19 protein-coding genes are annotated in these 19444 nt (G+C 67.4%); 4 read left to right on the top strand and 15 right to left on the bottom strand.

Going from position 1 to position 19444, the window contains the following annotated elements; genetic code table 11:
• Nucleotides 1-24: 24 nt before the first annotated feature.
• A complete protein-coding gene (locus AC3IPM_RS04995; RefSeq protein WP_489302832.1) occupies nucleotides 25-294 on the bottom strand; it encodes a GlsB/YeaQ/YmgE family stress response membrane protein in 270 nt (89 codons plus the stop codon).
• A gap of 69 nt (nucleotides 295-363) precedes the next feature.
• Complete coding sequence (locus AC3IPM_RS05000; RefSeq protein WP_489304014.1) at nucleotides 364-1857, bottom strand: M20 family metallopeptidase; 1494 nt, start codon at nucleotides 1855-1857, stop codon at nucleotides 364-366.
• A gap of 125 nt (nucleotides 1858-1982) precedes the next feature.
• Between AC3IPM_RS05000 and AC3IPM_RS05005 the strand changes: the two genes are divergently transcribed.
• From AC3IPM_RS05005 to AC3IPM_RS05020, 4 genes are all read left to right on the top strand, one after another.
• Nucleotides 1983-2387 (top strand): ComEA family DNA-binding protein, encoded by a 405-nt coding sequence (locus tag AC3IPM_RS05005; protein ID WP_489302833.1) that lies wholly within the window; start codon nucleotides 1983-1985, stop codon nucleotides 2385-2387.
• Between the two features lie 470 nt (nucleotides 2388-2857).
• Nucleotides 2858-3928 carry a L,D-transpeptidase gene (locus AC3IPM_RS05010; protein ID WP_489302835.1) on the top strand — a complete coding sequence of 357 codons (1071 nt, stop codon included), beginning with the start codon at nucleotides 2858-2860 and terminating at the stop codon, nucleotides 3926-3928.
• Nucleotides 3929-3954: 26 nt separating this feature from the next.
• Nucleotides 3955-4674, top strand: coding sequence for a murein L,D-transpeptidase catalytic domain family protein (locus tag AC3IPM_RS05015; protein ID WP_489302836.1), 720 nt, complete (start codon nucleotides 3955-3957; stop codon nucleotides 4672-4674).
• Between the two features lie 25 nt (nucleotides 4675-4699).
• Nucleotides 4700-5311, top strand: a complete 612-nt coding sequence (locus tag AC3IPM_RS05020; RefSeq protein WP_489302837.1) for a HutD/Ves family protein — start codon at nucleotides 4700-4702, stop codon at nucleotides 5309-5311.
• 15 nt (nucleotides 5312-5326) lie between these two features.
• Here the strand turns inward: AC3IPM_RS05020 and AC3IPM_RS05025 are convergent, their stop codons facing one another.
• From AC3IPM_RS05025 to AC3IPM_RS05085, 13 genes are all read right to left on the bottom strand, one after another.
• Nucleotides 5327-6937 carry a sulfite reductase subunit alpha gene (locus tag AC3IPM_RS05025; protein ID WP_489302838.1) on the bottom strand — a complete coding sequence of 537 codons (1611 nt, stop codon included), beginning with the start codon at nucleotides 6935-6937 and terminating at the stop codon, nucleotides 5327-5329.
• Nucleotides 6934-7914, bottom strand: coding sequence for an FAD:protein FMN transferase (locus AC3IPM_RS05030; protein ID WP_489302839.1), 981 nt, complete (start codon nucleotides 7912-7914; stop codon nucleotides 6934-6936). Before AC3IPM_RS05030 ends, AC3IPM_RS05025 begins: the two co-directional genes overlap by 4 nt.
• A gap of 51 nt (nucleotides 7915-7965) precedes the next feature.
• Nucleotides 7966-8772, bottom strand: a complete 807-nt coding sequence (locus AC3IPM_RS05035; RefSeq protein WP_489302840.1) for a DUF4198 domain-containing protein — start codon at nucleotides 8770-8772, stop codon at nucleotides 7966-7968.
• Between the two features lie 100 nt (nucleotides 8773-8872).
• On the bottom strand, nucleotides 8873-9391 hold the full coding sequence (locus AC3IPM_RS05040) for a DUF2271 domain-containing protein (protein WP_489302841.1): 519 nt from the start codon (nucleotides 9389-9391) through the stop codon (nucleotides 8873-8875).
• A gap of 26 nt (nucleotides 9392-9417) precedes the next feature.
• Nucleotides 9418-10059 carry a PepSY-associated TM helix domain-containing protein gene (locus tag AC3IPM_RS05045; RefSeq protein WP_489302842.1) on the bottom strand — a complete coding sequence of 214 codons (642 nt, stop codon included), beginning with the start codon at nucleotides 10057-10059 and terminating at the stop codon, nucleotides 9418-9420.
• A gap of 719 nt (nucleotides 10060-10778) precedes the next feature.
• Nucleotides 10779-13211 (bottom strand): TonB-dependent receptor domain-containing protein, encoded by a 2433-nt coding sequence (locus AC3IPM_RS05050; protein WP_489302843.1) that lies wholly within the window; start codon nucleotides 13209-13211, stop codon nucleotides 10779-10781.
• 149 nt (nucleotides 13212-13360) lie between these two features.
• Nucleotides 13361-13792 carry a hypothetical protein gene (locus AC3IPM_RS05055; RefSeq protein WP_489302844.1) on the bottom strand — a complete coding sequence of 144 codons (432 nt, stop codon included), beginning with the start codon at nucleotides 13790-13792 and terminating at the stop codon, nucleotides 13361-13363.
• Nucleotides 13793-13909: 117 nt separating this feature from the next.
• Nucleotides 13910-14638, bottom strand: coding sequence for a tetratricopeptide repeat protein (locus tag AC3IPM_RS05060; protein WP_489302845.1), 729 nt, complete (start codon nucleotides 14636-14638; stop codon nucleotides 13910-13912).
• Nucleotides 14631-15320 (bottom strand): Fe2+-dependent dioxygenase, encoded by a 690-nt coding sequence (locus AC3IPM_RS05065; protein ID WP_489302846.1) that lies wholly within the window; start codon nucleotides 15318-15320, stop codon nucleotides 14631-14633. Before AC3IPM_RS05065 ends, AC3IPM_RS05060 begins: the two co-directional genes overlap by 8 nt.
• A gap of 49 nt (nucleotides 15321-15369) precedes the next feature.
• Complete coding sequence (locus tag AC3IPM_RS05070; RefSeq protein WP_489302848.1) at nucleotides 15370-17667, bottom strand: TonB-dependent receptor; 2298 nt, start codon at nucleotides 17665-17667, stop codon at nucleotides 15370-15372.
• A gap of 151 nt (nucleotides 17668-17818) precedes the next feature.
• On the bottom strand, nucleotides 17819-18211 hold the full coding sequence (locus AC3IPM_RS05075) for a hypothetical protein (RefSeq protein ID WP_489302849.1): 393 nt from the start codon (nucleotides 18209-18211) through the stop codon (nucleotides 17819-17821).
• 80 nt (nucleotides 18212-18291) lie between these two features.
• Nucleotides 18292-18624, bottom strand: coding sequence for a non-heme iron oxygenase ferredoxin subunit (locus AC3IPM_RS05080; RefSeq protein ID WP_489302850.1), 333 nt, complete (start codon nucleotides 18622-18624; stop codon nucleotides 18292-18294).
• A complete protein-coding gene (locus AC3IPM_RS05085; protein ID WP_489302851.1) occupies nucleotides 18621-19157 on the bottom strand; it encodes a GNAT family N-acetyltransferase in 537 nt (178 codons plus the stop codon). The genes AC3IPM_RS05080 and AC3IPM_RS05085 overlap by 4 nt, the downstream gene beginning before the upstream one ends.
• Between the last annotated feature and the right edge of the window lie 287 nt (nucleotides 19158-19444).

The following is a 19444-nucleotide window of genomic DNA, read 5'->3' on the forward strand; positions in this document are numbered from 1 at the left end:
TGGGGAAGAAGGGGAGGGAGCGGTTCAGCGCTTGCCGCTGACCAGCCGCAGCACCGCCAGCACCGCGACGGCACCGACGATCGCGCCGAGGAAACCGGCCGGTTCGCCGGCGGCATACCAGCCCATGTACTGGCCGAACCAGCCGGCCAGCAAGGCGCCGACAATGCCCAGCACGATGGTCAACAGGCAGCCCATGCGATTGTTGCCGGGCATGAAGAAACGCCCGAGCAGACCGACCACGAAGCCGACCAGGATGATGTAGAGCCAGCTGGTGCTGCCGAACAATCCGTTCATGCGCTGCCTGCCTGTGAAAGGTGGATGCAGCCTAGCAAGGCCAGGCCGCATCCGTCACGCCAACACCGCTCAGCAGCAGCCGTGGCCGCCATGGCGGGTGCCGCTGTCGGCGGCCACCGGCGAACCGCTGGTCTCACCGCGCAGGCTGGCTGCGTAATGCTCGCTGATCACCTTGGACACGCAGGAGGTGACCTTCTTGCCCATCGGGATGTGCAGGAACTCGTTCGGGCCATGCGCATTGGAGTGCGGGCCGAGCACGCCGGTGATCATGAACTGCGCGCCGGGGAACTTCTCGCCGAGCATGCCCATGAACGGAATCGAGCCGCCTTCGCCCATGTACATCGCCGGCTTGCCGAAGAAGGCCTGGCTGGCCTCGTCGATGGCGCGGGTCAGCCACGGCGCCATGGCCGGGGCGTTCCAGCCGCTGGAGGCCTTTTCCAGGTCCAGCTTCACTTCGGCACAGTTCGGCGGATCGCGCAGCAGTACTTCCTTGAGCAGTTCACCGCAGGCCTTGCCATCGGCGGTCGGCGGCAGGCGCAGCGACAGCTTCACCGCGGTATGCGGGCGCAGCACGTTGCCAGCCGAGGCCAGCGCCGGCATGCCGTCCACACCGGTGACCGACAGCGCAGGGCGCCAGGTGCGGTTGAGCACCAGCTCGGTCAGGTCTTCGTTCATCGGCTTGAGGCCATCGACCATCGGGAACTTCTCGAAGATCGCGGTATCCACCACGTCGGCCGCACGCTTGGCCTGTTCCAGGCGCTCGGCCGGGATCTCCACATTCATGCCGTCGATCAGGATGCGGCCGGTGTTCTCGTCCTCGATCCGCGACAGCAGCTGGCGCAGCAGGCGGAAGCTGGACGGGATCACGCCGGAGGCATCGCCGGAGTGCACGCCTTCGTTGAGCACCTTGACCGAGAAGTTGCCGCCGGTCAGGCCGCGCAGCGAGGTGGTGCACCACAGCTGGTCGTAGTTGGCGCAGCCCGAATCCAGGCACACCACCAGCGACGGCTTGCCGATGCGGTCGGCCAGGTGGTCCACGTAGGCCGGCAGGTCGTAGCTGCCCGATTCTTCACAGGCTTCAATCAGCACCACGCAGCGCGCGTGCGGCAGGCCCTGTTCCTGCAGTGCCAGCACCGCGGCCAGCGAGCCGAAGATCGCGTAACCGTCGTCGGCGCCGCCGCGGCCGTACAGCTTGTCATCACGCAGCACCGGCACCCACGGGCCCAGGTCGTCGTCCCAGCCGGTCATTTCCGGCTGCTTGTCCAGGTGGCCGTAGAGCAGGATGGTGTCGTCGCCGGTTTCGGCGCCGGTGGCGGGGATCTCCAGCAGGATCAGCGGCGTTCGGCCTTCCAGGCGCACCACCTCCACGTTCAGGCCGGGCAGGTTCTGGGCGCGGGCCCAGCTTTCCATCAGCGTGACCGCCTGTTCCATATAGCCGTTTGCGACCCAATCGGCGTCGAACATCGGCGATTTGTTGGGAATGCGGATGTAATCGACCAATTGCGGGACGATGTCGTTGTCCCACTTTTCACTGACAAATTGGCCGAGCTTGGCGCTGTCCATCTGAAACTCCGATTGCATGGGCGAGTCCGGCCATTCTACGCCCGTGAACGGGGTAGGGATTTCCCTACACCACGTCAGGTATTTGGCTGGCTGTGTGAAGGTGTTGTGGACGATAGGCTATGTGTATGTGGCGAGGGACACTGGTTGCCTCCGACGGGATAGCCGGTCGGCACCGGTTCCAAGCCACAAGGAGCAACAAGGTGGGGCCTTGGTTTTCGTGGAAGGCGCTTGCGCTGGGACTGCTGTTGATCGGGGCTGCTCACGCGGCCGAGCGCATCGACATCAATACAGCTGATGCGTCGACGCTGCAGCAGGGATTGACGAACGTGGGGCCCCACAAGGCCGATGCGATCGTCGCGTACCGGCGACAACACGGCCCATTTGTCCGCGTCGAGGATCTGACACGGGTAAAGGGGATAGGGACAGCAACAGTCGAACGGAATCGACGACGGATGACGACGGGGACCATGAAGGCACCCGCCGCGGAACCGCCCAGGAGGGCAGTGACGGCACCCGTACCAAGGCGCTGATCAAACAGGACAGGTCGGAGACCGGCAAGACGCCGGGCACTGGCTCCCAACGCAGGATGCGCGGGGGCACCGACAGCCGCACGGAGGCGGCAGGCACGGAAGCGGCGCGGAAGGAATGGCGCGGATCCACCAGGACGGTGGCATCCAGACCCGGGAAGGGCTGTGATGGCGGAACAGATATACGGCCGAGTGCAGGAAGCATGGCCGGCACCCAAACTGGGCAGGACGCACAGGGGGAAGGCGGGAAGCCGACAAGGACGTGACGATTGCCCGGTACTGCACAAGGATGTGCGGCCGGGCAATTTCTTTGGTTCTTCTCCTCTCTGCGGGAGAAGGCCACTGCAAATTTTTTCGTGCAAGGCCCCGCGGCCCCAACGATCGCCCCACACCCAGAACGAATCCGCTGCCGTTGATCTGCGCATGCAGCGCGTTGGTGTAGCGTCTGCGCATCACTGGACGGAATGAATCACATGGCACCACGTCGCGCGTTGCTTACCTTGGCTCTGGGCACCTTGTTCGCTGCGGGACTGTGTTCGGCGGTTGCCGCGCCACCGCCGGCCAGCACTGCCGCTACCGACAAGGCCAGCGCAACGCCGCGTGGCCCCACCGATCTGAAGCCCGGTGAATTCCTCTGGCATCCGGAAATCTCCCCGGCCGGCCCGATCGTGCTGGTGGTCAGCCTGGATGAGCAGCGCGCCTACGTGTATCGCAACGGCATCGCCATCGGCCTGAGCACGATCAGTTCGGGCAAGGCCGGGCATGAAACGCCGACAGGGGTGTTCACCATCCTGCAGAAGGACAAGGATCACCGCTCCAACCTCTACAACAGCGCGCCGATGCCCTACATGCAGCGGCTGACCTGGGACGGCATCGCCCTGCACGGCGGCAGCCTGCCCGGGCACCCGGCCTCGCACGGCTGCGTGCGGCTGCCGCAGGCGTTCGCGCAGAAGCTGTTCGGCGAAACCAAGCGCGGCGATACCGTGGTGGTGGCCGATGCCAAGAGCGCGCCGATGACGCTGGCCTATCCGGCCGTGCTGGCGCCGGTGAACAGCACTGGCAAGCCGCTGGCGGAGACCACCGAGGCCCCGGACCACTACTGGAACGATGCGGCTGCGCCGAGTGGGCAGGTCGGCATCCTGGTCAGCCTGCACGACCAGCGCCTGTATGTGCTGCGCGATGGCGTGCTGATCGGCGAATCGCGGCTGCAGGCCAAGGCGCTGCCGGCGTTCGAGGGCACCACGCTGTTCGTGATGCAGCAGGGCTACTCGGACGTGCCCAGCCCGCTGGATGCCACCCAGAAACTGCACAAATGGACCGCCTATCCGTTGCTGGGGCAGAGCGCCGGCAATGCCAGCCCGGACCTGCTGGCCACCCCGAGCCTGCCGATGGCGTTGCCGCCGGCGTTCGCCGAGCAGCTGTACAAGGCGTTGGTGCCGGGAACCACGTTGCTGGTGACCAGCCTGCCGGCGGTCCGCCCGGCGGCGGATGAACAGAATCTGCAGCCGGTGTTGGAATCCGATGCCGGTGGGTCCACCTTGTAGGCATTGGCCCTGCTGGTACGCCGTTGATGCGTGTCTCCACGATTTCCCTGCTTGCCCTGTGCGGGCTGACGCTGAGCGCGTCGGCCGGCAGCGTGTGGGCCGCGCCTACCCGGGCGGTGGCTGAATTGCCCGCCCCCCAGTTGGCCGAGGCGCTGGCGCGCGCCGCACCGGCGGCCGACCGCAAGGTGCTGCAGCTGGCGGCGCAGGCGATGACCTGTGCGCTACGCCGACCGGAGCTGGGCATCGACGCGAAGCGACTGAGCGTGATCGACTACTCGCGCCCCTCGACCGAACCGCGCATGTGGGTCTTCGACGTGGCGCGGCAGACGCTGCTGTTCGAGGAATGGGTGGCGCACGGGCGCAATAGTGGTTCCAACCAGACCGAGCATTTCTCCAACCGCGATGGCAGTTTCATGTCCAGCCTGGGCGCGTTCACCGCGCGCGAAACCTACATGGGCGGCAATGGCTATTCGCTGCGCCTGGAAGGTTTGGAACCCGGCTTCAACGACCACGCGCGCGACCGCGCCATCGTGATCCACGGCGCGCCCTACGTGAACCCGGCGATCGCACGGTTGCAGGGCCGGCTGGGCCGCAGCCTGGGCTGCCCGGCGGTGCGCCTGTCGGTGGCGCGGCCGCTCATCGACAGCTTGCGCGGCGGCGCGATGGTGTTCGCCTACTACCCGGACAAGGAATGGTTGGCGCGCTCGCAACTGCTCGGCCCGGACTGCGGTGGCAACGCCGGCTGAGCACGCGCTGGGGCACAATGGGGGCATGTCCGATATCACTGCCCTGCACGCGGCCACGCGCGTAATTCCCAGTTTCGAATACCGCCGCGAACGCTGGCGCAACGGCCTGGGCTGGACCCGCGAAATCCTGCGCCTGCCCGACAATGACGACTGGCAGCTGCGCCTGTCGATTGCCGAGATCGAGCAGGATGCAGCGTTTTCTTCATTCCCCGGCGTCGAACGCGAGCTGGTGCTGCTGCGTGGCGAAGGGCTGCGCCTGCGTTTCGCCGACGGCACGCTGCATACCTTGCTGCCGCCGCACGAGCGCCTGCGTTTTGCCGGCGAAGCGGAAGTCAGCGGCGAACTGGTGGATGGCGTCACCCACGATTTCAACCTGATGTGGCGGCGCGACCAGCTAGATGCCGAACTACTGCACCGGCCGCTGGTGGGCAGCATGTTCTTCTTTACCGAGCCCGATGCAGCGTGGGCGATCCATCTGCTGGCAGGGCAGGCGCAGTTCGACGCGGCATCCGGGCTGCCGCCGCTGGAAGCGGGCGACACGGCGTGGCTGGCGGCGGGTGAACGACAGCGCTACGCGTTGCATGGGGGCGGGGAATTGCTGGCGATCCGCGTGGCGCCGAGCGGCGCCGCGCGCTGATCAACGCACGGGCGCTCAGTACACGTCGCGCCGATAGCGGCCGGCCACGATCAGCGCTTCCTTTCCCTCGCGGCCCAACGCGCGTTCGATCACGGCATCCACGGCCGGGGCCATGCCCTGCAGGCTGCCGCAGACCAGGATCGTGGCGCCTTCGCGGGCCCACTCCCAGAGCTGATCGATGTTGGCCTGCAGGCAATCCTGCACATAGTGATGTTCGCCACCGTCACGGCTGAACACCGTATCCAGGCGTTCGATCCAGCCGGCCTGCTGCCAGGCCTGCAGTTCATCGCCGAAGTAGAAATCATGCGCGGCAGTGCGCTCGCCGAACAGCAGCCAGTTGCGCCGCGCGCCGGCATCGATGCGCGCACGCAGATGCGCGCGCAGGCCGGCGATACCGGTGCCGTTGCCGATCAGGATCAACGGTGCGTCGGGCGCGGGCGCATGGAAGTTCGGATTGCTGCGGAAGCGCAGGTCAATGCGGCCACCGGGTTCGGCGTAATCGCACAACCAGCCGCTGCCCAGCCCCGGGGTGCCATCCGGGCGCAGTTGCCGGCGCAGCAGCAGCTGTACCTGGCCCTCGGCCGGAATGCTGGCGATGGAGTATTCGCGATGCGGCAGCGGGCGTAGCGCGGCAACCAGCGCCGCTGCATCGGCGGCAGGTGCTTCGTCGGCGGTGGGCAAGTGCGCACGCGCCAGATGCTCGCGCAGGGCGACGCCGTTGATGATCTGCGCGCCATCCAGCGCGGCGTTCTCCAGCCACGTCTGCACCACGGCAGGGGCCTGCTGCGGACCGATCTCCACCACGTCACCGGCCTGCCACTGCGGCAGCACGCCATCGGCCGGCGCCAGGGTCACCTGCCAGGTGGCCGTGCCGGGGCTGCCGGCGTTCTCCAGCGTGCGCGCACGCAGCTGCCAGTGCAGATACTCAGCCGGGGTCCAGTCGGGTAGATCAGTGGCGCTGCCGCCGAGCTGGCCCAGCAGTTGCTGCCAATGGCGCAGCGCAGCCGGGTCGGCGTTGTCAACCTCCACGGTGTCAAACAGCGGGTGCGCGCCGTGCTGGCGCAGCCAGGCGTCGAGCTGGTGGCCGAAGGCGCAGAAGTGACCGTAGCTGCGGTCACCCAGCGCCAACACGCCGTAGTGCAGCTGCGGCAGCGCTACCGCTTGCGGCATCACCTGGCGCAGGAAGGTGAGCGCATGATCAGGAGCATCGCCTTCGCCGGTGGTGCTGACAATGAACAACGCACGTTCGGTCTGCAGCAGCAAGGCGGTATCGACCGCCTCCAAGCTGCGCACACGCACGCCAATACCGGCTGCGCGCAGTGCCTCGGCGCTGCGCTCGCAGAGCTGGCGGGCGAACCCGGTCTGGCTGGCCCAGACCAGCAGCAGCGGGGCGCTGCCATCGGGACTGGCCACGTCCCGGCGCGGCCGGCCACGCCACCACACCAACGTACAGAACGCGGCATACAGCGCCACGCTGGCGCCTGCCCAGCGCCACTGCGATGCCAGCGGCGTACCCTGCAACCACGCATCCTGCAGGTGCAGGCGGAGCAGCAACCACGCCATCAGCGCCAACAACGCTGCCACCGCGATGTTGCCGAGCACCGCGCGCGAAGGGCCGCCGCTCATGCGCGTGGCGCCTGGGCAGCGTCGAGCAGGCGCTCGAAAGCCGGGCTCATGTGTTCTTCGATACGTTGGCCGGTGCGGGTGACAAAGCGCGCGGCAAGCTGGTGCTCGCGCGCGAACGCCAGCCCCTGCTGCACGCCCATCACGGTCAACGCGGTGGCCCAGGCATCAGCGTGCATCGCATCGGCCGCCAGCACGGTCACCGCCGCGGCGGCATGGTTGACCGGCGCACCGCTGCGCGGATCGAGGGTGTGGCTGAACTGTTCGCCGGCCTGTTCGAACTGGTGCCAACGATCCCCCGAGGTGGCCACGGCAAGATTGTCCAGGGCCACCACGCGCGGCGGGTAGTCGGCAGCGGCATCTTCTTCCGGCGCCGATTCCACCAGCACGCGCCACGGTTGGCCATCGGGCTTGCGGCCGACGCCATGCAGTTCGCCGCCGACTTCCACCAGTGCAGCGGTGATGCCCTGGTCGCGCAGCCAGGCGCTGACCACGTCCACGCCAAAGCCCTTGGCGATGGCCGAAAGATCCAGTGCCAGGCCACCGGGTTGAGTGAGCTGGGGGTGTTGCCAGTGCAGGCGCTGCCAGCCGCAGCGGGCGCGGGTAGCGGCCAGCAGGGCCGGGTCGGGCACGCGCCGGGCGTTGGCCTGCGCGCCGAAGCCCCACAGCGCCACCAACGGGCCGACCGTGGGATCGAAGGCGCCATCGCTGCGCCGGGCGATATCCAGCGCGCAGTCGAGTACCGTGGCGAACAGAGCAGGCACGTGATGCGTGCTGCCGCTGTCGGCGCGGTTGAATCGGGTGATGTCGCTGTCGGCTTCCCAGGTGCTCATCTGCGCCACGATGGCGTCGAGCTGGGCCTGGATGCCGGCGTGCAGGGAATGCAGGTCGCGCGTAGGCGATACCGCCAGTTTTACCTGCCAGGTGGTGCCCATGGTGTGGCCACCGAGGCTGGCGATGTCGAGAGTGGGGGTGTTCATCGGGTCTGCTGAAAAGCCCCCTTCGTGGTGAAGGGGGCGCGCCATTGGCGATTACTGCGGCAACACTTCCAGCGTGGCGACGTAGCTGAGACGACGGACCTTGGCCTGCTTGAGCGAGGTCTTCTTGTCTTCGCTGCCGGTTTCCAGCCAGTACATGCCGGCTTCCGGCCAGGTGACGCTGAACTCACCCTTCTTGTCGGTGGTCACCTTGATCTCGTTCTGGGCGTTGCGGTAACGCGTGCCGCCGCGCGTGATCTCGAAGGCCAGGCCGGCGCGCGGCTTGCCATCGATGAGCACGCGGAAGCTGGCGGCTTCGCCGGCGACGAGGTCATTGGGGTGGCCCAGCGCGATCATCTCGATGCCCTGCTTGGTGGGCTTGAGCGCGGTGTCGTTCGGGGTGCCGTTGGTGACGAAGGTTTCGATGCGGCCGACCGACTGGGCCACCTGCAGCTTCTTGGCCTTCTTCGGCACTTCCGAAGCGAATGCCGCCGCGGTGCCACGCCAGCGCTTGGGCTTGCCGGCTTCTTCCCAGCTGGCCGACAGGCCGTTGTTGACTGAGGCCAGGCGGTAGGTGCCCTGCTGGGTCAGTTCAACGTCGAACACGCTGCGGAACTTGCCGGTGGCGGCGTTCTGCGGCTGCACGGTGCTGCCATCGGGCGCGGTGATGACCAGGCTGTCCAGGCGCAGCGGCACGTGGTTGAAGTAGAACAGGTCGTTGGACACCGCGGCATCGACGGTGATCCACGGGTTTTCACCGGCAATCACGGTCTGCGAAGGCTGCAGCCAGGCTTTGTGGGCCAGGGCGGAGAACGGAAGTGCGGCGGCCAGGGCGGCGGCTAGGACGAGCGAGCGCTTCATCAAAAACTCCATGTAGTGGGGATGGGACCGGCCGGGTGGCCAATGCGACGTCGCACCGCGACGTCCAGAAGGGTGCCCGCCGGCGAGGGCGGGCACAAGCTCAGGGCTTGGCCGTCAGGGTGACCAGGCCGAGTTCGGTGGTGCCCTGGGCCTTGCCGTTCTGCACGGCGGTGGCGGGCCAGGTGAAGGGAATCTTGAGCAGTTCACGGCCGCCGACTTCGCGCACGGCTTCCACGACCAGGGTGTAGTTGCCCGGGGCCAGGGCCTTGAGCGCGGGCTGCTTGTCGTTGAAGGACAGGGCCTGCTTGCCGGCGGGGCGGGTGGGGCCGGTGATGCCGTCGACGGGGACGTCCAGGGTGCGGCCGCTCTTGCGCCACCACTGGCGCAGGTCGGGCAGCCACTTGGTGCCGTGGCCTTCGCTGTTGCCGGTCTGCTGATACCACACGGAGAGGTTGGCGGCGACCTTCTGGTCGGCCCCTTCCAGCCACACCGCGACGTAGGGGCGGTGGTACTCGGCGACGGTGAGTTTGGGCACTTCGACGTTGATGTCGAGGGTGGTGGCGTACGCCGGGGAGGTGGCGAGCAGGCCGCTCAGGGCGATGGTCAAGGTGACGCGCATGGTGCGGGCTCCGGGAGGGACGAGGGTCAGTGGATGAGGAGGAGGGCGATGAGCAGGGGGATCATCAGGCCGAGGCCGACCAGCGGCCAGGTCATGCGGCGCTGGCGGGCATGCAGGTGCAGGAGGAACAGGCCGGTGATGCAGAAGACGAGGCAGGCGACGGCGAAGATGTCGAGGAACCATCCCCAGGCGGGGCCGGCGTTGCGGCCTTTGTGGAGGTCGTTGAAATAGGAGACCCAGCCGCGTGAGGTGGCTTCGTATTCAACGGCGCCGGTTTCGCGGTCGATGCTGAGCCAGGCGTCGCCGCCGGGGCCGGGCAGGGAGAGGTAGATTTCGCCGTCGGACCATTCGGCGGGGCGGCGGCCGATGGCGATGCCCAGCTGTGCGTCGAGCCAGCGGGTGGCGGGGCGGGGCAGGGGGGCGTTGCCGTCGCTGCGGTCGCCGAGCTGGCCGAGGAGGTCGGCGGGGAGGTCAAGCTGGCGGTTGACGACCTGGGGCTTGGCTTCGATTTTGGCAGCGTGGTTGAGGGTGATGCCGGTGGCGGCAAACAGGAGCATGCCGATCAGGCAGACGGCCGAGCTGATCCAGTGCCACTGGTGCAGGGTGCGCAGCCAGAAGCCACGACGTTGTTGTTGCTGCACGCTGGAGGGGGGAGCGCTGGTGGCCACGGTCTACGGCATCGGGAGCTGAATGGTGAATTACACCATTGATGAGAATGGTTCGCAATTTGTTGCCGCTGCGAGAGCCGAAGCCACGGCCAGAGCTACAGCCACAGCCACAGCCGGCTTGTTCCCTGCTATCGGGCAGCGAGACGACGTGTGTGGGTTCACGGGACACGCCGCAAGTACGTCCATGTAGGCTCCTCCACCGCATCCATGCGGTGGAGGGTCCCGTGAACCCACACACGCCGTCTCGCCCACAGTGGGTCGGTGTGCAGGGGAACAGCGGGACAGCGGGACAGCGGGACAGCAGAGCAGAAGTTCCTTGGTCTCTGTTGTCCATCGGTGGTCGGTGCGATCAAGACTTATGGGCTCGCCGACGCGCCGAGCAAAGTCCGGCAATCGCTTCTCCCGTTTTTGCTTGTGCTCGCCCATGGGCACCAGCCAACTGTAGGCGGGGCGGTGGCGGTGGGGGTGCGGGACCCTGAGCGCCATGGATGGCGCGACGGAGCTTACATGGGTGAAGGCGCACGCTTGCGAGGCACTGCCTCGCGTGCGACTGAACGCACAGCCGCCAGCGGCTGGGCCGGGCCCCGGAGGGGGACTTGCAGCGTGTCCCGCACCCCCACCGCCACCGTCCCGCTACACCGGAGCCCCCGACGTGAAGGCTCCGGCTGTTGCAGTTGATCCTGATCCTGATCTTGATCTTGATCGAGAAAGCCGCCGAATCAGAACTTGGCGTTCAACGAGATCCAGTAGCTGCGACGCTGGTCCTTGGTGGCGTAGTCGTCCACGCAGTTGTATTCGCTGTCGCTGATCAGCACGCACGACTGCGACACGAAGTCCTTGTCGAACAGATTGTTGACCCGTGCATTGAGCGTCAGCCACTGGTTGATGTTCCAGCTGCCTCCCAGGTGGAAGATCGTGTAGTCCTCGTAGTAGCGCACCTGCGAGTTGCTCACGCCGCCCACGTTGCTCACCAGCGTGTCGCGGTAGCGGTCGTAACGGCCTTCGCCGATCAGCGACAGGCTCACTGCCTCGTTGATCTGCCAGTTGATGCTCGCGTTGGCCATGTGCTTGGCCGGGGTCGTCGTGCCGCCTACCGGCTTGCCCTTGTCCACGCCGCTGGTCTGCTCGGACTTGGTGTAGGTGTAGTTGCCGCGCAGCTGCAGGTTGTCCAGCAGGTCCACATAGGCCGCCGCTTCCACACCCTTGGTCTCGGCCTTGTCGATGTTCACGCTCTGGCTGAAGGTGCTGTAGCCCAGCGCCGCCCAGCCCGGCCCGACATCCACGCAGTAGCCGCTGCCTGCCGGCGCTACTTCGCAGTTCGGGAACGTGCCGCCGCTGGCGATCTTGTCATCGAACTTGTTGAGGAAACCGGTGACGTTGAAGCCCCAGTCCGCACCCTCGTAGTAGGCCGCCACCTCATAGTTGGTGCTCGTTTCCGGCTGCAGGTTCGGCGAACCCACCAGCGGCAGCACGCCCTGGCCACCGAAGCCGGTCACGCCCGGGAACAGCTGGTCCGGGCGCGGCGTCTTGTAACCCGTGCTCACGCCACCCTTGAACGTCCACGCGTCGCTGGCGTTCCACACCAGGTAGCCGCGCGGGCTCAGGTGGCTGCCGAAGATGTTGTGGTCGTCGTAGCGCACGCCCACCGTCGCGGTCAGCGTGTCGGTCAGCGACCAGTTGTCCTCGGCGAACACCGACCACATCCGGTGCTGCTGCTTCACGTTGTCGCGGTAGCCGGCGCCATCCATGCCGAACACACCGTCCACCATGTCCGTGTCGTTGTACTGGCCGCCGACGGTGAGTTTGTGCGCACCGAAGGTCATGTCCAGCATCGTGTCCAGCACGTAGCCTTCCAGCTCCATCGTGCGCAGCGGACGCGGCAGGAAGGCCTGCAGGCGGGCCTGCTCGCTGGCGTTGAGGGCGGTCAGGGCGTTGCCGCGGCCGGCCGCGCAGTTGGCGGCGGCGCCGGTGCGACGGCATACGTCGTTCCACAGCGTCTGCAGGTCGCCACGCTCGTCCAGCGTCAGCGGCAGCGAACGGCCCAGGTTGTTGCTCTTGGTGTGGGTCAGCGTGGTCTGCCAGGTGCCGAACGCATAACGGCCCTGGTGGCTCAGTGCCAGCTGGTCGCGCTCATAGCGCTGGTAGGCGGTGTAGCCCACGCGCGGCTGCACCACGCGGCGGGAGACCGTGCCGGTGCCGTTCGGGTTGGGGATGGTTGCATTGCCCACGCGCCACAGGCTGGCCAGGCTGTCCAGGGTGCCGGTCTGGCCTTCGCTGTTGTCGTACTTCTGGCGCGAGACGTCGTAGTCCAGGGTCAGGTCATGGTCGTCGTTGATCGTCCAGCTCAGGCGCAGGCCGGTGTTCCAGTTGGTGTTGGCCACGGCCTTGCCGCCACCGCCGAAGCCAATGCTGCGCGACCACAGCGTGCCATCCGGCAGCGGCAGGTCGTCCCACTCCGGATTGGAGGCCTTGGCGTCGTAATAACTGCCACGCACGGCCAGGCCGAGGCGGTCCTTGACCAGCGGGCCGGTCAGGTAGACGTCGGTGGTGCGCGCATCGCCGAACTGGTCGTCCTGCTGCAGCGTGAAGCCCTGGGTGACCGAGCCGTGCCAGCTGTCCTGGTTGCGCCGGGTGATGATGTTGATCACCCCGCCCATCGCATCCGAACCGTACAGCGTGGACATCGGGCCGCGCACCACTTCGATGCGCTCGATCGCATCGAGCGGCGGCAGGTAAGCGAACTGGCCACCGCCGAAGTTGTTCGGATACAGCTGGCCCACATTGCTCTGGCGGCGGCCGTCGATCAGCACCAGGGTGTATTCGGACGGCATGCCGCGCATGGAGATGGTGGCGCGGCCGTTCTTGTCGGTGGTTTCCATGCCCACGTCGATGCCTTCCACGTCACGCAGCGCATCGACCAGGCTGGTGTAGGGGCGCTTGCTGAGTTCTTCGCGGCTGACCACGCTGATGCTGGCCGGGGCGTCGGTGATCTTCTGCTCGAAGCCGGCCGCGGTGACCACCACCTTGTCCAGCGTGGTCGGTGCGCCGGCGGCGGCGCCATTGGCGAATGCCGGGGCGCTCAGGGCGGTGAGCAGGGCGATGCTCAACGCGCAACGGGACAGGGACGTACGACGATGCTGGCGCTGGGCCATGGCAGTAACCTCGAAAGAAAAGACGGACGCGCGGTGGCCGGGCGCAGTGGCCGCGACACACACGGGAATTCAGCAGGGGGCCCGCAATGCGGGCAGTCAGGACGTGAGCGGCATCGACGGCGCAGTGGCGCCGCAGGCGATGCGGGTGATCAGCCCTGCGGGGGCGCCTGGCCGCGCTGTACGCGCAGTCCGGGGGCGGCAGGCAACGGCGTGGCCGGTGCCGAATCGATCGACGGGGTGACCTGCGGCGGCAGGTCGAGCAGGGTGGCCATCAACGCATCGAGCGCGTCCAGCGATTCCGGCAGCCGCGGTTGCGGGGTGGTGGCCGGGCGCGCGCTGGCGGTGCGGCGCGGTTTGGCCGGGGTTTCTTCCTGTGTGCTGCTCTCACCGCCGCCGGCCGGGCGTTCTTCGACCGGCAGCTGCAGCACCAGCGCGGCGCTGCCGGGCACCGCGTGCTCCAGCACCGGCAGGCCGGCGAACAGCATCGCCAGTACGGCCAGCCAGGCCAGCACCGTGGCCAACGCGGGTCGCTGCCCGCGCATGGCGGGGGCGAAGCTGCGATGGCGGTGTGCGTGATGCAATGCGGTTCCCGGTGGGCGGCGCGGCCCGGTCAGTCGGGGCGCGAGGCGGCGGGATTGTAGGTGAGATTGGTTATCCGACGCAAATGCGAATGATTTGCGCCTTGACTGGCGACCGGCTCACTGGCCCGGGGCGGTGTCCAGCAGGGCCCGGATCTGCGGGTACGGCGAGACCGCCAGCGCCGGGCGGATATGCGCCTGGAAAGACGGGCTGCCGCTGGCCAGCGCACGCTCCAGCCAGCCGGTGGCGGCGTCCACCTGGCCGGTGGCCAGCAGCAGCGAGGCATGGCTGGCCTGGCCGCGGAAATCACCGGCTTCGGCCGAGCGCTGGTACCAGGCCGGTGCGGCGGCGGGATCGGCGATGACACCGATGCCGTCCTCCAGGCAGCGCCCGACCAGGTTCATCGACTTGGCATGGCCGTGCTGCGCGGCGCGCAGGTACAGCGCGTAGGCCGCGGTGGGGTCCTTGCCGACGCCACGGCCGGTGGCCAGCAGGTTGGCCAGGTTGTACATGCCCCAGTCCAGCCCCGCCTCGGCAGCCTTGCGATACCAGACTGCCGCCAGTTCCAGGTTGAATGGCGTGCCGCTGCCCAGTTCATGGCAGCGGCCCAGCATGTTCATCGCGATGGCCAGGCCACCGTTGGCGGCCCGTTCGAACCACAGCACGCCGGCCGCAGCATCCATCGCGCAGCCGCGTCCTTCGCTGCAGGCCTGGCCGAGCAGGAACTGCGCCTGCGCGTCGCCGCGCTGTGCCGGGCCTTGCAGGGTGGCCAGTGCCGCAGCGGGATCGTGCTGGAACTGCGCGGCGAGCGCGGCGGCATCGAACGAAGTAGCGTGGGCCTCAGACATCGGCCCATTGCCGCAGCAGGTTGTGATACACGCCGGTCAGGTTGACCAGCGCGGGGTGTTCGGGGTGGTCGTGGGTGAGCCGGCGGATGGAGACATCCAGGTCCCACATGAGACGGCGCTGGCCGTCGTCGCGCAGCATGCTCTGGATCCAGAAGAACGAAGCCAGCCGCGCGCCGCGAGTGACCGGGGTGACCTGGTGCAGGCTGGTGCCCGGGTACAACACCATGTGCCCGGCCGGCAGCTTGACCCGCTGGTTGCCGTAGGTGTCTTCGATCACCAGCTCGCCGCCGTCGTACTCGTCCGGATCGCTCAGGAACAAGGTGGCGGAAAGATCGGTGCGCACCGGCTGCGGTTGCCCGGCGGCGCTGTAGTCATAGCGCACCGCGTTGTCGACATGGAACCCGAAGGTCTGTCCCTGCTGGTAGCAGTTGAACAGCGGCGGGAAGATGCGGCGCGGCAGTGCGGCGGAAAAGAAGGTGCTGTTGCGGCCGAGTGCCTCTTGGATCACCGCCCCCACCGCGCGTGCGGTCGGGTCGCTCTCGGGCAACTGCAGGTTGTGCTTGGCCTGCGCGGACTGGTAGCCCGCGGTCAGGCGCCCGTCGGTCCAGCCGGCCTTGGCCAGCTGCGCGCGGGCCTGGGTGACCTGCTCGGCGGTGAGGACGTCGGGGATGTGCAGCAGCATGATCGGCTCCAGAACCTCCCGCGCCGGAGCGCGGGAGGTCGTGTGTGGCTTAGAACTTGAAGTTGAAGGCCAGCGTTGCCGAACGGCCCGGCGCGATGGCGGCGTAGTGCGAAGCGTACGCCTTGGTGAAGTAGGTCTTGTTGGTCAGGTTCTGCACGTTCAACTGCAAGTTGTAGCGCTCGCTGAAGGCGTAGCCGACCATCGCGTCCCAACGGGTGTAGGAGGGCACCCACTTGGTGTTGTTGACGTTGCCGTACACCTTGTCCACGTAGTTGGCACCGGCACCCAGGCTCAGGCCCGGCACGAACGACGGCGCCCAGGTGGTCCACAGGCTGGCGCTGTGCTTGGCGGTGTTGGGGAACTGGTTGCCGTTGAACGGCGACGGTGCCCACACCGGGTTGGCGGTGGTGCCGACGTTGACGAAGCCATTGTCCTCGACCACGGCATCCAGGTAGGTGTAGCCACCGAACACCTGCCAGCCTTCCACGATCGTGCCGCTGAAGCCGAGCTCGGCGCCCTTGACTTTCTTGCGGCCGGCATTCTGGGTGGTGCCGGCGTCGCTGGTCACGCGCGCATTGGTCATCTCGGTTTCGAAGATCGCACCGGTCAGCGACAGGCGTGCATCGAACAGGTCCCACTTGGTGCCCAGTTCGATGTTGCGGCTGCGCTGCGGCTTGAGGTCCTGGATGGTGGCACTGATGCCGTCGGCGCCGTCACCACCGTCCACCCCCACCGGCGTGGAGGAGGTGCCCCACGACAGGTAGATGCTGCCGTTGGCGGTCGGCTTGAACACCAGGCCGGCCTGGCCGTTCCAGAACGAGGTGTCGTTGCGCAGGTGCTGCAGGTTGGCCGCCGCGGTCGGTACGAACTGGTGGGTGTTGTAGTCGTCGAAACGCGCACCCAGGTTCAGCATCCACTGCTCGCTGAAGCTGATCGTGTCAAAGGCATAGGCCGACTTGGTGCGGGTGGTCTGGCGCACGTCGTTGAGCGGGTTGCTGCGGGTCACGGTGTGCAGCGAGGCCCACGGATCGTGCGGGTTCGGGTTGGTCAGGTCGGTGCAGTTGTAGCCGGTGGCCACGCCGGTGGTCGGGCAGGCCTGGGTGCCGGTCTGCGGGTTGTTGGTGCCGCCGGTGGTCTGCCCGTTCGGGCGACGCACATCGCCGATCAGGAAGTTGCCGCGCACGGTCTTTTCGCTGCTGTACTCGATGCCGGCGTTGAAGCTGTGGCGCAGCGGGCCGGTCTCGAACTCACCGGTCAGGCTGGTCTGGTTGATGAAGCTGTCGGTCTGGGTGGCGCGCGAGTTGGTGCGGCGCCAGATCGTGCCGTACAGGTTCGGGTTGCCCTTGCTGTCGTCCGGCTGGGTCCACAGGTAGTCGTTGCGGGTGTCGCCGTAACGGGTGATGTTGCGCAGCACGATGCCGCCGAAATCATGCGACAGGTTCAACGTGGTGATGTCGGCGCGGGTCTTCTGGAAGTCGCGGTCGACCAGTCCGTAGAACGCATCGCGGTTGGTCACGATCGGGCTGCCATCGCCGTTGAGCGGCAGGTTGGCGCCGCTGGTGAACGGGTTGTTGTACGGGAAGCCGCCGGCATCGGGCAGGTCGTTGGTCTGCATGTGGTAGTGGCTGATCACCGCCTGGGTCGGGCCGTCCAGGCCGAACGCCAGCGACGGGGCGATACCCCAGCGGCTGCTGTTGACCTCATCGCGGCCGGCCACGTCGGCCTCGTGCTTCATGATGTTCACGCGTGCGGCGATGCCGTCGCCGATCACCTGGTTGGCATCCAGCGTGCCGCGGTAGTAGCTGTCGGTACCGGCGGCCAGCGAGCCCTGCACGAAGTTCTGCAGCTTCGGGGTCTTGCTGACCAGGCTGATGGTGCCACCGGCCGAGCCGCGACCGGAGTAGGCCGAGCTCGGGCCCTTGATCACCTCGATCTGCTCGATGGCGAACACTTCGCGGGTCTGGCTGCCGGCATCGCGGATGCCGTCCACATAGATGTCCGAGGCCGAATCGAAGCCGCGGATGAAGGGACGGTCACCGGTCGGGTTGCCGCCTTCGCCGGCGCCGAAGGTGATACCCGGCACGGTGCGCAGCGCATCGAGCAGGGTGGTCGCGGCGGTCTGCTCGATCACCTGCTGGGAAATCACGCTGACCGACTTGGGGGTGTCCAGCAGCGGCGCGGTGAACTTGGACGACTGCGCGCGCACGCGCGAGCCATGCACGTCCACGCCATCGAGTTCGGTGGCGCGCTGCGGGTCGTTGGCAGCATCGGTTTCGGCATGGGCGAGGGCCGGTGCGGCAATGGCCAACAGCAGGGCGGACGACAGCGGGGTCGGGCGGACGGTCATGGGATTTCCTGGAAGTGCGGACGAATGCCGGGCGGCCGGAGCAGTCACGGCAGGCGGAAGCGGAGCGGAGAAAGGAACAGCAACAGGCGTGGCCGCCGACGGCGCAGTGCGCCGCCACGGCAGGCATCAGCGCGCAGCGCCGATGCCGGAATCAGGCGTAGGGAGGGGCGTGGCCGGGGTTGAGCCGCAGCGACGGTTCCAGCAGCTGCCAGCGCAGCGCATCGGCCGGCCACAGCGGTACCACCGCCACCCAGGCCGCACGACTCAGCCGCAGCGCGGTGGCGTGGCTGCCGGTATCGGGGTCGACGCCGCCTTCAACGGCGACGCTGGTCTCGGTGAGGGGGGCTTCGGGGGCGGGCGCCGGCGGCGACTTCAGCCGGCTCCAGGCCGCTGCCGGGGCCTCCTGCAACCCCGCGAGGCCGGCCTTCCACGGCGCGGAGGCCGAGGCTGCACCGGCCGCGTTCAGCCAGGCGCAGCCCAGCAGCACCACGCAGAGCGTGGCCCACAGGGCAGCAATACCGGTGGCAGAGCGGTGGGCGGGCACAGGGTACCGGGCAGGCGCGACCGGACGGCCGCAATGCCTATGGTAATAGCAACAATTCGCGTTTTCAAAACGGCGCCCGTTCAGTCGCGGTCGTCGCGGGCCCAGACCCCGTCGTGTTCGCGCTTGACCGGGAACCGGGCGACCGGCGAATAGGCCGGGGCGCACAGGGCCCGGCCGTCGCGCACATCGAAGCGTGCCCCGTGCAGCACGCACTCCACGCTGCCCTCGGTGGTGTCGAAGGTGCCCGAGGACAGTTCAAACTCATCGTGGGTGCACTGGTCTTCCAGCGCGTACAGCTCGCCGTCCAGGTTGAACACCACGATCGGCGTGCCGGTGACGTCGTCGAAAGCGCTCTTCATCTCGCCGGGCAACAGCTCGGCGCTGGCGCAGACGAAGGTCCAGGTCTCGCTCATGCGCCGGCCACCAGCGGTTTTTCCAGGATCTCGAAGCGCAGGTCATCGCGCTTGGGAATGCCAAAACGCTCATCGCCATACGGGAACGGCTTCTTGATGCCGGTGCGGACATAGCCGCGGCGTTCGTAGAAGGCGATCAGCTCGTCGCGCACGTCGATCACCGTCATCTGCATCACCGGCACGCCCCACTCGCGGGCAGCGTGGGCCTCGGCGGCCTCGATCATGATCTTGCCGATCCCGCTGCCCTGCTGGCCCGGATCGACCGAGAACATGCCGAAATAGCCCTTGCCGTTGTCATCGGCCACGTGCGCGCAGGCCAGCAGCTGGCCATCGCGTTCCGCCAGCAGGATGCTCGAGCGCGGCCGTGCCAGATCGGCCTGCAGGCCCTGCGCGTCGATGCGGGCCCCGTCCAGCAGGTCGGCTTCGGTGGTCCAGCCCACGCGGCTGGCGTCGCCCCGGTAAGCCGAGGTGACCAGGGCGATCAGGGCGGGAATGTCGGCGGCGGTGGCCGTACGGAAGGTGAGAGTGGTCATGGGGGCATTTTAGCGGGTGCGGGGGTGGCGGGTAGGGGGCTGGGTGAACCGGCCGGCGCGACCAAGGGGGGCGGTGTCGAGATGTGAGGGACGCTACATAGGAGAAAACCTACGTTGTGCGATGTGATTCACATAATGTGTTGAATGGGCGTTAGGAATGTTCGTGTTTTCGAGAATTAAATGGTTGGATCGTTGACTTGCCGCTCGGGGTGATTCATAAACACGCCACATTGCGCGTTTATTTTCAGCATGGCCCGTCCAGCGTGATGGGGTTTTCCGACGAAGGA

It is taken from the genome of Stenotrophomonas sp. GL_111 (assembly GCF_057835245.1).

Excerpts from the sequence above, each read along its gene's own strand:
- AC3IPM_RS04995 (WP_489302832.1), bottom strand. The coding sequence starts at position 294 with ATGAACGGATTGTTCGGCAGCACCAGCTGGCTCTACATCATCCTGGTC.
- AC3IPM_RS05000 (WP_489304014.1), bottom strand. The coding sequence starts at position 1,857 with ATGGACAGCGCCAAGCTCGGCCAATTTGTCAGTGAAAAGTGGGACAAC.
- AC3IPM_RS05005 (WP_489302833.1), top strand. The coding sequence starts at position 1,983 with ATGTGGCGAGGGACACTGGTTGCCTCCGACGGGATAGCCGGTCGGCAC.
- AC3IPM_RS05010 (WP_489302835.1), top strand. The coding sequence starts at position 2,858 with ATGGCACCACGTCGCGCGTTGCTTACCTTGGCTCTGGGCACCTTGTTC.
- AC3IPM_RS05015 (WP_489302836.1), top strand. The coding sequence starts at position 3,955 with ATGCGTGTCTCCACGATTTCCCTGCTTGCCCTGTGCGGGCTGACGCTG.
- AC3IPM_RS05020 (WP_489302837.1), top strand. The coding sequence starts at position 4,700 with ATGTCCGATATCACTGCCCTGCACGCGGCCACGCGCGTAATTCCCAGT.
- AC3IPM_RS05025 (WP_489302838.1), bottom strand. The coding sequence starts at position 6,937 with ATGAGCGGCGGCCCTTCGCGCGCGGTGCTCGGCAACATCGCGGTGGCA.
- AC3IPM_RS05030 (WP_489302839.1), bottom strand. The coding sequence starts at position 7,914 with ATGAACACCCCCACTCTCGACATCGCCAGCCTCGGTGGCCACACCATG.
- AC3IPM_RS05035 (WP_489302840.1), bottom strand. The coding sequence starts at position 8,772 with ATGAAGCGCTCGCTCGTCCTAGCCGCCGCCCTGGCCGCCGCACTTCCG.
- AC3IPM_RS05040 (WP_489302841.1), bottom strand. The coding sequence starts at position 9,391 with ATGCGCGTCACCTTGACCATCGCCCTGAGCGGCCTGCTCGCCACCTCC.
- AC3IPM_RS05050 (WP_489302843.1), bottom strand. The coding sequence starts at position 13,211 with ATGGCCCAGCGCCAGCATCGTCGTACGTCCCTGTCCCGTTGCGCGTTG.
- AC3IPM_RS05060 (WP_489302845.1), bottom strand. The coding sequence starts at position 14,638 with ATGTCTGAGGCCCACGCTACTTCGTTCGATGCCGCCGCGCTCGCCGCG.
- AC3IPM_RS05065 (WP_489302846.1), bottom strand. The coding sequence starts at position 15,320 with ATGCTGCTGCACATCCCCGACGTCCTCACCGCCGAGCAGGTCACCCAG.
- AC3IPM_RS05070 (WP_489302848.1), bottom strand. The coding sequence starts at position 17,667 with ATGACCGTCCGCCCGACCCCGCTGTCGTCCGCCCTGCTGTTGGCCATT.
- AC3IPM_RS05080 (WP_489302850.1), bottom strand. The coding sequence starts at position 18,624 with ATGAGCGAGACCTGGACCTTCGTCTGCGCCAGCGCCGAGCTGTTGCCC.
- AC3IPM_RS05085 (WP_489302851.1), bottom strand. The coding sequence starts at position 19,157 with ATGACCACTCTCACCTTCCGTACGGCCACCGCCGCCGACATTCCCGCC.